The sequence below is a fragment of the Coriobacteriia bacterium genome, assembly GCA_041658765.1.
In the GTDB taxonomy this organism is placed as follows: Bacteria; Actinomycetota; Coriobacteriia; order Anaerosomatales; family JBAZZO01; genus JBAZZO01.
This window is the reverse complement of record JBAZZO010000022.1, coordinates 1-12948: the sequence shown is the minus strand read 5'-3', so window position 1 is coordinate 12948 and position 12948 is coordinate 1. Positions and strand designations below refer to the sequence as shown.

The 12948-nt window shown below is 67.7% G+C and carries 11 protein-coding genes and 2 tRNA genes; 11 read left to right on the top strand and 2 right to left on the bottom strand.

Annotated features, from left to right (window positions below):
• Positions 1–137: 137 nt before the first annotated feature.
• The 11 genes from WC971_10520 (at position 138) to WC971_10470 (ending at position 12469) form a co-directional block, all read left to right on the top strand.
• A complete protein-coding gene (locus WC971_10520; GenBank protein ID MFA5845247.1) occupies positions 138–869 on the top strand; it encodes a cytochrome c biogenesis protein CcdA in 732 nt (243 codons plus the stop codon).
• A gap of 108 nt (positions 870–977) precedes the next feature.
• Positions 978–4238, top strand: a complete 3261-nt coding sequence (locus tag WC971_10515; GenBank protein ID MFA5845246.1) for a SpoIIE family protein phosphatase — start codon at positions 978–980, stop codon at positions 4236–4238.
• A gap of 20 nt (positions 4239–4258) precedes the next feature.
• The gene (locus WC971_10510; GenBank protein MFA5845245.1) at positions 4259–5086 is read left to right on the top strand and encodes an anti-sigma factor antagonist; all 828 of its coding nucleotides are present in this window, start codon (positions 4259–4261) and stop codon (positions 5084–5086) included.
• Positions 5083–6189, top strand: coding sequence for a glycosyltransferase (locus WC971_10505; GenBank protein MFA5845244.1), 1107 nt, complete (start codon positions 5083–5085; stop codon positions 6187–6189). The genes WC971_10510 and WC971_10505 overlap by 4 nt, the downstream gene beginning before the upstream one ends.
• A 24-nt stretch (positions 6190–6213) precedes the next feature.
• Positions 6214–6783 (top strand): nitroreductase family protein, encoded by a 570-nt coding sequence (locus WC971_10500; protein ID MFA5845243.1) that lies wholly within the window; start codon positions 6214–6216, stop codon positions 6781–6783.
• Positions 6780–7502: an HAD-IA family hydrolase gene (locus tag WC971_10495; GenBank protein ID MFA5845242.1), complete on the top strand. Its 723-nt coding sequence runs from the start codon at positions 6780–6782 to the stop codon at positions 7500–7502. The genes WC971_10500 and WC971_10495 overlap by 4 nt, the downstream gene beginning before the upstream one ends.
• Complete coding sequence (locus WC971_10490; protein ID MFA5845241.1) at positions 7502–9211, top strand: alkaline phosphatase family protein; 1710 nt, start codon at positions 7502–7504, stop codon at positions 9209–9211. Before WC971_10495 ends, WC971_10490 begins: the two co-directional genes overlap by 1 nt.
• An 11-nt stretch (positions 9212–9222) precedes the next feature.
• Entirely contained in the window at positions 9223–10710 is a 1488-nt protein-coding gene (locus WC971_10485; GenBank protein ID MFA5845240.1) for a menaquinone biosynthesis decarboxylase, read from the top strand.
• On the top strand, positions 10703–11584 hold the full coding sequence (locus tag WC971_10480; GenBank protein ID MFA5845239.1) for a UbiA-like polyprenyltransferase: 882 nt from the start codon (positions 10703–10705) through the stop codon (positions 11582–11584). The genes WC971_10485 and WC971_10480 overlap by 8 nt, the downstream gene beginning before the upstream one ends.
• A 10-nt stretch (positions 11585–11594) precedes the next feature.
• The gene (locus tag WC971_10475) at positions 11595–12191 is read left to right on the top strand and encodes a flavin prenyltransferase UbiX (GenBank protein ID MFA5845238.1); all 597 of its coding nucleotides are present in this window, start codon (positions 11595–11597) and stop codon (positions 12189–12191) included.
• A 122-nt stretch (positions 12192–12313) separates the two neighbouring features.
• Positions 12314–12469, top strand: a complete 156-nt coding sequence (locus WC971_10470) for a hypothetical protein (GenBank protein MFA5845237.1) — start codon at positions 12314–12316, stop codon at positions 12467–12469.
• 57 nt (positions 12470–12526) lie between these two features.
• Here the strand turns inward: WC971_10470 and WC971_10465 are convergent.
• Together WC971_10465 and WC971_10460 are read right to left on the bottom strand one after the other, a co-directional pair.
• A tRNA-Cys gene (locus WC971_10465) sits at positions 12527–12600 on the bottom strand.
• An 82-nt stretch (positions 12601–12682) separates the two neighbouring features.
• Positions 12683–12758, bottom strand: a tRNA-Gly gene (locus tag WC971_10460).
• Positions 12759–12948 lie beyond the last annotated feature (190 nt).

Below are 12948 nucleotides of genomic sequence, written 5' to 3'. Positions count from 1 at the left end.
CGCTGGGCATCCCCATCGCGGCCTTCGGGCTGCTGCGCCCCGAGATAGCCGGAGCGGCGATGGCGCTCTCGAGCGTCAGCGTCGTGAGCAGCTCGCTGCTGCTGCGCCGCTTCAAGCCGAGCATGGTGCGCTCGTGAGTGGGTGGTGACGTGCAGAATGGGGCGATAGGGCTTGCGGCCGCCTTCGCCGCGGGGATCGTCTCGTTCCTGACGCCATGCGTGTTGCCGCTCATTCCCGTCTACGTGTCGTTCATGACGGGGATGACGCTCAACGAACTCGGTGACGAAGACCGGGATGTGCGAAGGGTCCTCGTCCCTATGCTGTTCTTCGTCGCGGGCTTCAGCGTCGTCTTCGTCGCGCTCGGCGCCAGCGCGTCGTTGCTCGGGAACCTGCTCGGGCGCAACCGCGATGCGCTAGGACGCGTGGCGGGGATCGTCGTGATCGCGATGGGTCTCGTGCTGCTCGGAGTGCTTCCTGCGCCTTGGCTGCGCCGCGCGGGGGGAGTCGACGCGTCTCGTCTCCGCCGCTTCGGAGGTTGGGCCGCGTTCGCCCTGGGAGTGGCGTTCCCGTTGGCCATGGGACCATGTTCCGGTCCGATCTACGGCGCGATACTCACGATGGCGGCCAACACGGCGTCCGTCTCGCGTGGCGCGATGCTTCTCGGGACGTATTCGCTGGGTCTGGCCTTGCCGTTCCTGCTCACAGGTCTTCTCTTCAGCCGGTTGGTGGGTCTTCTGCGTCGCGCGCAGCGTCTGGCCCGCGTGCTCAACGCCATCGCGGGCGCGGTGCTCGTCGCCCTCGGGGCGCTCATGGTGGCCGGTCTGGCGACCGGACTGTCGGTCTGGATCGAGCGAGCTATCACGCGTTAGGCACGGTTCGGCATTGGCCGCGGGGCTGTGGCTGGACTACGATGGGACCGATGCGGAGGGGCCCTCTCGCCCCCCGACACTCGATGCGAGACCGCGGACGGGTGGGCGATGGTCGTTCGGGGACGTCGGGGCGCGAGTCTCTCAACGCAACTGCTCTGGCTGACGGTCGTCATCGTCGGCCTCATAGTCACGGTCGTGGTGGCTGCGGGGATCGTCGGCGTGTACTCCATGACCCGCTCTGAGATCGCCGACCGACAGGTCGTATACCGCAGGCTCATAGCGCACGGTGTCGCCGTTCGGTTCGATGCCGCCGAGGAGGCGCTTGACTCTCTCGCGGTCGGACTGAGGGACGCCCGACGTATCGACGAGGTCCGGTCGCGCGTCGTAAGGATCGCGGCCGTCGAAGCCGAGCATTTCGACATGCTCGTGTTCCGAGGCGATGACGGGCGCATCCTCGCGTCGACCCCGGTCTTCGAGAACCCTCGGAAGTCCCTCGATGCTGTCTTGTCGGGCTCATCGCCGACGTCGGAGGGGCTCGTCTACGTTTGGCGTCCTGGGATCGGAGATGTCGGGGGACGTCTTTGGCTCCTTCGCGAGGCTCGAGGCGGTCCGTGGTCGGGTGTGCTGTACGCGCGGCTGCGCACGGACTTCGTGCAGTCGCTCGCGGCGGAGGTCTCGGGTGACGTCGAGGAGCGCGCGGTACTGATCCTCGGTCCAGGTTCGGAGGTCATCGCGGCGGATCGCGGAGGGTCTCCGATACTGGAGAAGGATCGCGGGAGCGGTGTCGTTCGCCGGGCCGATGGAGAGGTCTCGGTCGGGTCGGGTCGTGCATCTCTCGTCGGAGAGCTCATGCCGATACAGGGCTTCCCCGGTCTCGATTGGAGCGTGGTGGTGGCGAGCCCGAAGGGCCTCGCGGCCACGAGGACATCGTCCGCACTGGCGCCGGCTTTCGTGACCCTGGTCGCGGGAGCGTTCCTTGCCATCGCCCTCGCGGTCGCGGCGACACGCCGCATCGTGGAGCCGCTGCGCGAACTCGAGGTCCGGGCGCACGATGTGGCTTCGGGTGCCTTCGTGCGGCCCATCCCGGTGGAACGACAGGACGAGGTAGGAAGGCTCGCGGTAGCGTTCAACGACATGGCCGTGCGGCTCAACTCGCTTCATGACCTGTCGCAGCTGCTGGCCACGTCCTCGAGGCTCGATCACGTGCTCGACGGTATCCTCACCGCGATGGGGCATATCCTGCAGACGGGCGGGGTCGCGGTCTTCCTGGTCGACGCGGCTGGTGATAGGGCGGTGCTTGCTCGCGCGAAGGGTCTGCCGGAGGAGCCGAGCGAGTTCTCCGTCGATCTTCGCCGGCCGTCGTGGATCGCCGAGGCGCTCGACACGGGTACTCTCGTCTCCTTCCGGCGTCAGCATGGCGACAGGGACCCGCTCCTCGACCTCTACGGCGCCGACACCATCCGCTGCGGACTCGTCGTCCCGCTCTCCACCGGTGTGCTGACCCTGGGTCTCGTCGTGGTCGTCTGCTCGGAGGAGCGCACGTTCACGGCGGCGGAGACCGAGATGGCGCGAACGTTCTCAGCTCAGGCGTCGATCGCCGTCTACAACTCCCACCTGTTCGCGGAGGAGCGAGCCGCCCGCCTGGAGGCCGAGGTCCTTCGCCGTGTGGCTGAGAGGCTCGCGGCACCGGGCGACCTCGAGGCGGCCCTGTCGGACGTGGCGGACATGGCGGCCGACCTTCTCGGGATGCGTTTCGCCGAGGTCGCGGTGGCCGATCGCACCGCGCTCGGGCTTGCACCCTCTTCCGACCCGGTGCACGAGAAGGCGCTGCTATCCTCCTTCGCGAGCGTCGGCGAAGGGGACGATCCGGCCCTTCCCCTTCTCGTGGACGGGGGAGAGGCACTGGAACGGGCGCGAGAGCTGCTCGGCGAGGACATCACGTGTGCGCTCATCCTGCCGATCGTCGTGGACGGGTGTCCGGCGGCGGCGCTCGCGCTGACCGGATGGTCGGCGGGCGAGCGGATAGGGGAGCGGCAGATGGTGCTGGCGGAGACCATCGGCCGCGAGGCGTCTCTCGCGTTGGAGAACACGCGCCTGTTCAACCAGGCAAGGGTACGCGCCACCGATCTGGAGATGATCTTCCGGATCAGCCAGGCCGTCACGTCCGAGCTGGAGCTGCCCGTGGTGTTGAACCGCGTCCTCGATGTGGTGCAGAAGATCGTCTCCGCCGAGGCGGTCTCGCTCATGATGTACGATCCCACGTCGCGCCGCGTCACGACGGAGATGAGTCGCGGGATCGGGCATCGGGACCTGGTGTCGCTCTCCGTCGCTCCAGGCGAGGGCGTCGCCGGCCGCGTCTTCGAGTCGGGGGAGGCGGCCAATATCGAGGACTTGGCGACAGTCGATGAACAGTGGGCGCGACTCGCTCTCTCGCAGGGATTCGCTTCCGCCGTCATCGTGTCGCTCACCTCACGCGGCCGGCGCCTCGGCACCCTGGCCGCGTACGCCCGCGACCGTGGGGCGTTCCGGGACGAAGACCTGGTCATGCTGCGCCTCTTCGCCACGCAGGCGGCTCTCTCGGTCGACACGGCCGCGCTCTTCGGACAGGAGCACCACGTGGCGTCGGTGCTCCGCGCGAGCATCCTTCCGGAAAGGGTGGCGTCCGTTCCGGGACTCGACGCGCACGCTCGCTATCTCGCCGCCGGGAAGAAGACGGAGGGGATCAGCGGAGACTACTACGATCTCTTCACGACGCCGGACGGGCGTATCGTGCTCGCGATGGCCGATGTGTGCGGCAAAGGCGTCACCGCTGCGACGAAGACGTCGATGATCAAGTTCACGGTGCGCGGGATGGCCGCAGCCGGCGCTGGTCCCGCCGCCATCATCACAGAGCTGAACCGCGTCGTGTCGGAGACGGGTCTTGTCTCGGATATCGTCACTCTCTGGGTCGGCGTCGTCGATCTCGAACGAAGCAGCCTGCTCTATGCGAACGGCGGACATCCCCCCGCGCTGCTGTTGCGGACGGACGGCCGCACCGAGCGGCTCGGGCCGACCGGACCGCTTCTCGGCGCGATCACAGACGCCCACTTCGGGGAGATCGCGATCGGCCTGGAGGCGGGTGCGACGCTGCTGCTCTACACCGACGGGGTGACGGAGGCGCGTCGCTCGAAGGAGTTCTTCGGCGAGGACCGTGTTCGCAGGTTGCTGAGACGCGGCGGGAACGCGCGGTCGATCACGGACCGCCTGCTCTCGGCCCTCGAGCGGTTCGTCGGCACCGACCTGAGGGACGATGCCGCCGTGCTGGCCGTTCGTGTCGCCCCCCGGGACCGATCCGAGACGTCTGGTTCGGTCCAGCGTCCGAACGGGTAGACAGGCCATATGCGGATGCGGTGGACGAACAGGACGAGGGCGACATGACGGTGCGCATCGAGCAGAGCCTATCTCCCGCAATATGCATCGCTCGCCTTGACGAAGAACTGGATATCTCGGTCGTCGACGAAGTACGCAAGGTCCTCGACGAAGCGATCGAGGCCGGTTGCGTGAACGTCGTCCTGGATCTGGACGACGTCACCTACGTCGACAGCTCCGCCCTCGGGCTGCTCGTGTGGATAGACAAGAGGCTCGAGCCCTTCCGGGGCAAGGTCGTACTCGCGGGCGCCAATCGCGATGTCGGGCGGATCCTCGAGCTCTCGGGCCTCGTCGGGCTCGCTCCGACGGTGGCGACCGCGTCGACGGTGTCCTCCGCCATCGCGGGGATCGGGCTCAAGGAGCGTCCCTCCGACCGCATCTGGATCGAGTCGCTCGAGGTTCCAGCCAGCATCGGGTCCCTCGCCCAGGTGCGCGGAAAGGTCTGTGAGCTCGTCTCACGCGTCGGGATGAGCGAGACATCCCTGTTCGACGTCAAGGTCGCGGTCGGAGAGGCGCTCGCGAACGCTATCCGACACGGGTCTCCGAGGGGCGAGAACGACCGCATCACCATCGACGTCGCAGCCTACGACGACCGTATCACGGTGGCCATAGCCGACACGGGATCGGGTTTCGACGGCGCGGACTATCGCGGCAGCGAAGATGTCTACGCAGCGAGCGGACGCGGCGTGATGTTCATGCGGGCGCTGATGGACAGGGTCGAGTTCGCTCCTTGCGCGGAAGGGGGCACCGTGGTCACACTTGTGAAGCATCTGCCCCCGAGTGGACCAGGGACGGCACCCGCGGATTGAGCGCGAAGCGACGGATACTCATATTCAGCGCCTCGTTCGGCGGTGGTCACCGCTCGGCCGCCGGGGCGCTGGAGCGTTATCTCCTCGCGCACCATCGCGATAGCGTCGAAGTCAAGGTCCTCGACTTCTTCGAGGAGTTCGCACCGGGGCTGAACGTCCTGGCCAAGTTCGCGTACGTGCAGAGCGTGCAGTTCTTCCCCGAACTGTACGGCACGTTCTTCGACCTCACCAACAAGATGCCGGGCAATCCGATAGTGCGCGAGATGAACGTCGTGGGCCTCGCTCGGGCACGGGCGTTCATCGAGGCGGAACCGCCCGACGCGGTCATCTCCACGTTCCCCATCGCCGGCGGGTTCGTCTCCGAGTTCAAGAGCTCGCGGCCTTTCGTCTCGGCGACGGTGATCACCGACTACGGTGCGCACCGACAGTGGCTACACCCCGCCACCGACATCTACTTCGTCGCGTGCAAGGAGGTCCGTGAGGACCTCGTGGTGCGCGGGATCCCGTGGGAGCGCGTAGTCGTGTCGGGTATCCCGATCCACGAGCGGTTCAGCACCCCGCTCGTCCGGGCGGAATCGCGCAAGGCGCTCGGGCTTTCGGACCGGTTCACCGTCATGCTGACCGAATCCGCCGGCACCGTCGGGGACGTCAAAGAGATCGCCAGGGACCTGTGCGCTATCGGCGCGCAGGTCGCGGGCGTGGCCGGCCACAACGAGCGCTTGCGGCGGAGGATGCAGTCGGTGCAGCGCAAGTCCCCCAACATGCATGCTTTCGGGTTCGTGAAGGAGATGAACAAGGTCATGCGCGCGGCCGACGTGCTCGTCGGCAAGGCGGGCGGGCTGACGGTCTCCGAGGCTCTCGCGATGGGCCTGCCGCTCATCATCTACAACCCGGTGCCGGGACAGGAGATATACAACGTGGACTTCCTCGTGAACTTCGGAGCCGGGCTCCAGGCTCGCGACGAGGAGGATGTGGTCGAGAAGGTGCGTTTCCTGTCGACGCACCCAGACCGGCTCGCTCAGATGGTCGAGAATGCTACGATGTTGGGTAAGCCCGGCGCGGCGCAGGCCGTCTGCGAGCGGGTGCTGGCGGCTCTACGCTGAGCTCGGACCGTTGGGGGGGCAGTGATGGAACTCAAAGACGCGATGCAGCAGCGGCACTCCATCCGGGCGTTCACGAACGAACGGATCGACCGCGCCACCGTCGAGCGTCTCGTCGAGGCGGCCATGCTCGCCCCGTCGGCGATGAATCGCCAGCCGTGGCGGTTCCACGTGGCGACGGGTGAGGCTAGGCGAGGGGTCGGAGAGGTCATGGCTCAGACCACCGTCTTCGTGGAGGAATACGCCGCGGCTCTCGGCCCCGAGCATGTGGCGCGCGCGATCGACTTCTACGCGAACGACCTTGGCGGCGCGCCGATCGCGCTCGCGGTGTCGCTGCCGGTCGGCGACGGTGAGATGGACCGCCTGAATGCCCTCATCTCTTTGGGATGTGCTCTGGAGAACCTCTTCCTCGCATGCGTCGCCGAAGGTCTCGGCACCTGCATGCTCTCCGTCGCGTTCTGGGTGCGTGACCAGCTCGCGGAGGTGCTGGACGTGCCCGACGGGTGGGAGATCACGACGCTCGTCGTGATCGGACGGCCGTGCGAGGCTGCGATCGCCCCGGTCCACAGGACAGATCTCTACACCTACCAGGAGTGAGCGGTTCCTCTCTCAAGGCCGTCTCCTTCGACGTCGGCAACACGCTCCTGTACCCGCATCCCAGCGTGTCAGAGGTCGTCCGCCAGGTACTGGCCGAAGCCGGTCACGCGCGTGACCTCGCCGCCATCGACTCTCTGATGCCGCTCGTCGACCGTTACTACGAGGACCGGTATCGCGCTGACGACACCTTCTGGACGAGCGAGGAGGAGACGTCCGGCGTCTGGGTCGGCATGTACTCGCTCCTCTGCGCCCGCCTTGGTATCGAGGACGAGGCACCGGCGCTCGCTCGCCGGGTCTACGACGAGTTCGGGTCGGCTTCGCGATGGCGCGCGTATCCGGACGTCCGTCCCGCCTTCGAGCGGCTCCGCGCGCGAGACCTGCGCATCGGCATCGTATCGAACTGGGACAGTCGTCTGGAGGGACTCCTCGATGGTCTCGGCCTGTCCGCGCTCATCGACGTCGTCGTCTCCTCGGCATCGGTGGGTCTGCACAAGCCCGACCCGCGGATCTTCGAACTCGCCTGCGAGCGCATGGGCGTGAGCCCGAGCCGTGCCGTGCACGTGGGGGACCACGTGTATTCGGACATCGTCGGGGCGACCGCGGTGGGCATGAACGCCGTGCTGATCGATCGTCACGGGACGTCGGAAGTGTACGCGGGCATCAGCGTGTCTTCGCTCGACGATCTCGACGCGGCTCTGGCGGCAGGAGGTCTCGACTGATGCGCGGTCGTACGGGCACTTTCGTACACTGGGCGCTCCTCGCGGCAGGGCTCGCGGCTTCGCTCGCGCTCGCTGTCGTCGCCTACCGCGTCGCATCGTACTCGTGGTCCCAGGTGGCGGAGTACCGCGGCCCCTTCTCGCGGATGAGCGTCGCTTCACCCCACCGTGAGGGACCGCGAGCGGCCCGTCGCGTCGTGCTCGTGATCGTCGACGGGTTGCGGGCGGACGTCTCGCAAGGTCTGCGCACCATGGGCTCTCTGCGCTCGCACGGCGCGGATCTCGTCCTCGAGACACCGCAGCCGTCCCTGTCGTACCCGGACTGGACGACCATCCTCTCGGGGGCTCCGCCGCAGGTGAGCGGGGTCACGACGAACGACTTCGATCGGCACGTGCCCGTGCCCACCTTGCTCGATTCCGCGTTGAAAGTGCGCCGGCGCGTCGTGGTGGTGGGACCGCGCGGCTTCGACACGCTGTTCGGCGCCTCCCGCGCAACGGCGTCCTACTTCGAGGACTGGCGCGAGGGGGAGTACCTCTCGGGCCGTCTGGTCGACGAGACCTTGCGTCTCGTCGCGTCGAACCGGCCGGATATCGTCCTGCTCCACCTCCCGGACGTCGATGAGGCCGGTCACGACTTCGGCGGGGCGTCCGTCGAGTACCGGACGATGGCCGAACGGGTCGACACCGACCTGGGGCGGCTCGTGACCGCTCTCCAAGACGGGCGGACCGCGTTCGTGGTGGTTTCCGATCACGGGCACGTCGACGCGGGCGGTCACGGTGGTTGGGAGCCGGACGCCACGATGGCGCCGGCGGTGTTCGCGGGCTCCGGAGTCTCGCTGGGGCAGGGGACCGGACGCCTCATCGACCTTGCGCCTACCGTGGCGGTGCTCGCGGGTCTCGAGGTGCCGTCGCATTCGGCGGGCGAGGTGCTCGGGCGTGCGCTCGTCGACCGTTCCGACGCCCGGCTCGCATCCGCTCGCGCGCAGGAGGAGGCGTTCGCTTCGGCGTTCGTCGGCGTCGTCCAGGAAGGTTCGCCGGCGGCGCTGAAGGTGGGGGCACGCCCGTCAGCCGGCAGCGGGGGAGCGCTTCGCGCTTGGGTCTCGAAGGCACAGGGGCTGCGGCTCGCCGACGAGAGAAGGCTACGCGCGCCGATGGCGCTCGGTCTGGCCGGTGCGGTCCTCGTACTCTTCCTCGTCCTGGGCCTCGCGTCGTGGCGCGCCCTCGTGAGCGCGCTGGCCGGCGTGGCTGCGTATAACGCGGTGTACTCCACGCTGTACTTCGTCGTCCATCGCTTGAGGTGGTCGCTCTCCGCGCTCAACTCCGAGGATCGGATGACGGCGTTCTTCAACATGAGGATGGCCGAGGCCATCGCGGCAGGCCTCGTCGCCGCCGCGGTGGCGGCGCTGGTCTATCCCCTTCTGCGGAAGAGTCCACAGGGACCACGTGAGCAGGGGCGTCTCGCGGGGTGGCTCGCGCTCGGCCCGGCGACGGTGCTCGCGGTGCAGGCGACGCTGGCGGTGGAGGCCGCATGGTACCTGTGGCGCTGGGGCGTGACAGTGACGTGGCTCATCCCCGACCTGCGGGCGGCCTTCAAGTACGACCTCGATCTCGTCCAGGCGACGGCTCTCGGAGGGGCCGCGATACTCGCACCGCTGGTTACGTACCTGGTCGGGCGGTATCATCCTCGGGTGGGGTCTCGGCACACCGACTGAGGAGCGCCGTGGTGGCGATCAAGGACCTGCGCGAGTTCATCGCGCTGCTGGAAGAGAAGGGTCAGCTCGTGCGCATCGGGGCACGAGTCGATCCCCGGCTCGAGATCGGCGAGATCACCGACCGCGTGAGCAAGCGCGTCGGTCCGGCCCTGCTGTTCGAGCACCCCTTCGACCGGTCGAGCGGCGACGAGTACGGCATGCCTGTGGCGATCAACCTGATGGGCTCCTACGAGCGCATGGCGTGGGCGCTCGGTATCGACGCGGAGACCGGCACGTGGCGCGACCTCGACGCGAAGGCCGCGCAGTTGATGGAGCTTCTTCCGCTCGACATGCCCGCGTCGATGAAGGACAAGTTCGGTCTCCTGATGGGGCTCAAGGACCTCGCCGCGGCGGGTGCGAAGGAGATCAAGAAGGCCCCGTGCCAGGAGGTCGTTCTCGAGGGCGAGGACGTCGACCTCGGACGACTGCCGGTCCTCACCACATGGCCCCAGGACGGCGGCCCCTTCATCACGTTGCCGCTCGTGGTGACGAACGACCCCAAGGGCAAGCTCAACGTCGGCATGTACCGGCTGCAGGTCTTCGATCGCAACACCACCGGCCTGCACATCCACGAGCACCACGACGGCGCGAGGAACCTGCGCGCGTGGAGCGATGCCGGCGTCTCCCGAGTGCCGGTCTCGGTCGCGCTCGGCGCCGATCCCGTCACGATCTTCGCGGCCACCGCTCCGGTGCCTGCGATGATCGACGAGTACCTGTTCGCCGGCATCCTCCGCGGTGAGCCCGTCGAGGTCGTGAAGTGCGTGACGAACGACCTGCTCGTCCCCGCGCACGCCGAGATCGTCCTCGAGGGATGGTGCGATCTGGCCGAGACGCGGCGCGAGGGGCCCTTCGGCGACCATACCGGCTACTACTCACTCGCCGACGACTTCCCGGTCTTCCACGTCGAGGCGATCACGATGCGTCGCGACCCGATCTATCCCGCCACCATCGTCGGGCGCCCGCCGATGGAGGACTGCTACATGGCCAAGGCCACGGAGCGTATCTTCCTCCCGGTGGTCAAGGCGATGATGCCCGAGGTCGTCGACTACGACCTGCCGCTCGAAGGCGTCTTCCACAACTGCGCGATCTTCCAGATCCGCAAGGAGTTCGCCGGCCAGGCGTTCCGCGTCATGGATTTCGCCTGGTCGATGGGGCAGATGATGTTCACGAAGTTCGTGATCGTGGTCGACGCGGACGTCGATTGCCACGACTACAGCCAGGTCGCCTGGCGCTGCTTCAACAACGTCGATCCGGGTCGCGACATCCTCGTCTCCAAGGGTCCGCTCGACCGGCTCGACCACTCGAGCGACTTCCAGAGCTTCGGTTTCAAGATGGGCATCGACGCGACGAAGCCGCTACCCGGAGAGGGTCACATGCGGGAATGGCCCGACGCGCTCGAGATGAGCACCGAGGTGAAGGCGCTCGTCGACTCCATGTGGAGCGAGCTCGGACTTGGCTAAGGCCGTCGAGAAGGTCCGCATCTTCCTCGAGCTCGTGAAGTTCGAGCACAGCGTATTCGCGCTGCCATACGCGTACATCGGGGCGGTCTACGGTGCGGCGAGGGCGGCGCAGGGTGGATGGCCGTCGTGGCCGGCGCTCGCGTGGATCACCGTGGCGATGGTCGGCGCGCGCGCGTTCGCGTTCGTCGTGAACCGCGCGGTCGACCGCGAGATAGACGCGCGCAACCCCCGCACCGCGGGCCGCGCCGTGCCCGCGGGACTCGTCGAAGCGGGGGAGTTGTGGATCTTCGCGGCGATCGTGCTCGCGGCGTATCTGCTCGCGGTATGGCGGCTCGCGCCCGTCACGCATCTGCTTTGGCCGATCCCGCTCGCGCTGTTCCTCATCTACCCCTACCTCAAGAGGTTCACCTGGGCTTGCCACTTCTGGCTCGGCGGGTGTCTCGGGCTCGGAGCTGTGGGAGGATGGGCCGCCGTCGGGGCGCCGATGGCTCACCCCGCGCCTTGGGTCCTCGGTCTTGCGGTCGCGGTATGGACAGCGGGTTTCGACATCATCTACGCGACGCAGGACTACGACTGCGACGTGCGGGACGGCGTCCACTCGGCTCCCGCCGACCTTGGCATCCCGCGGGCGCTGGCGATCACGCGGGCCACGCATGCGGCGGCCGTGGCGCTGTTCGCCGCGGGAGGCTGGCTCGCCGGAGCCGGGTGGGCGTACTACGCGGGAGTCGCCGCGGCGGGGATACTCCTTGTATACGAGAACGCGATCGTGCGCGCCGACGACCTATCGTGCGTGGACGCGGCGTTCTTCACCGTCAACGGCATGGTCGCCGTCGTGGTCCTCGCCGGGGCCGTGGCCGACCGGCTTCTCGGATAGGAGCGTGGCCGTGGGAACCTACATCGTGGTCGTCAGCGGGGCGTCGGGGTCGGTCTACGGCCTGCGCCTGACGGAACGCCTGCTGGCGTCCGGCCACGCCGTGACGTTCATCGCGACCGACGCCGGGCGCGAAGTGATGGCTTTCGAGACGGGCTTCTCGCTTCCCGCGGAGGCTCCGGATCGTGCGCTAGCGGCTTTCCTGGAGCTGCCCGCGGGCTCTCCGCTGCGCGTCGCGCGCGCCGACGACCTGTTCGACGAGGTGGCGTCGGGTTCTCGCGCGTCGGACGCGATGATAGTCGCGCCGGCGTCGATGGGCTTCGTCGGCTCGGTCGCGGCGGGGCTCGCGGCCGACCTTCCCGAGCGGGCCGCGGACGTGATGCTCAAGGAGAGGCGACCGCTCGTGCTGATGCCGCGCGAGACGCCTCTCAACCTCATCCACCTGCGCAATCTCACCGCTCTCGCCGAGGCCGGCGCGGTCATCGTCCCCGCGATGCCAGCCTTCTACCACCGGCCGCGCTCCCTCGACGACCAGGTGAACTACGTCGTCGGCAAGGTGCTCGACGTCCTCGGTATCGAGCACGACCTCTTCCGGCGCTGGCGCGAGTAGCTCGCGAAGACGTCGGGAAGGCTTGACGCCCCGCACGCGAGGGGGTCAAACTACGCGCGAGGGTCCCGAAGCAGCACGTCACAGCAACGTCGTAGCCGTTCGTCGCAGCAGGAGGAACCGAGATGACCCTTTCGCAGGCGCGCAAGCGCTACCCGCTGGTGCCCCCCGAGATCGTGAAGTGGGCGGTATCCAACATCCCCGACCCCGCGGACCTCGAGCGGGGACTCCATCGCCTCGAGCAGGCGAAGCGCATCGAGATCAAGTACAGCGCGGCGTAGGGCGGTCCTCTACGCAAGAAAGCCCGCCACCGTAAGGGGCGGGCTTGAGTCATGCGCTGGAGGCGACGCCCGGATTCGAACCGGGGATAAGGGCTTTGCAGGCCCCTGCCTTGCCTCTTGGCCACGTCGCCATCGCGGGGAGACCCCGTGTCTATCAAGAAGACCGGCGCCCGGTGGATGTTCTGCGCGGAGGCCGGTCTTCGTGGTTCCGGATGGAGCGGACGACGGGATTCGAACCCGCGACCCCAACCTTGGCAAGGTTGTGCTCTACCAACTGAGCCACGTCCGCACGCGAAGGGTAGTCTAGCAAGGGCGACCAGGTGGTGCAAGGCAGGAGACGGTGCGCAAGAGGGGTCCGTGATGCCTCAGAATAAAAGGTACTCGAGCGACTGATTCGTTGCCTCACAATAAAGGTACTCGACGTCGGACGCCTTCACCTCCTCTTTCCATCTCGGGTTCTTGCGGGCGTTGAGCTTGTA

Excerpts from the sequence above, each read along its gene's own strand:
- WC971_10515 (MFA5845246.1), top strand. The coding sequence starts at position 978 with ATGGTCGTTCGGGGACGTCGGGGCGCGAGTCTCTCAACGCAACTGCTC.
- WC971_10500 (MFA5845243.1), top strand. The coding sequence starts at position 6,214 with ATGGAACTCAAAGACGCGATGCAGCAGCGGCACTCCATCCGGGCGTTC.
- WC971_10490 (MFA5845241.1), top strand. The coding sequence starts at position 7,502 with ATGCGCGGTCGTACGGGCACTTTCGTACACTGGGCGCTCCTCGCGGCA.
- WC971_10470 (MFA5845237.1), top strand. The coding sequence starts at position 12,314 with ATGACCCTTTCGCAGGCGCGCAAGCGCTACCCGCTGGTGCCCCCCGAG.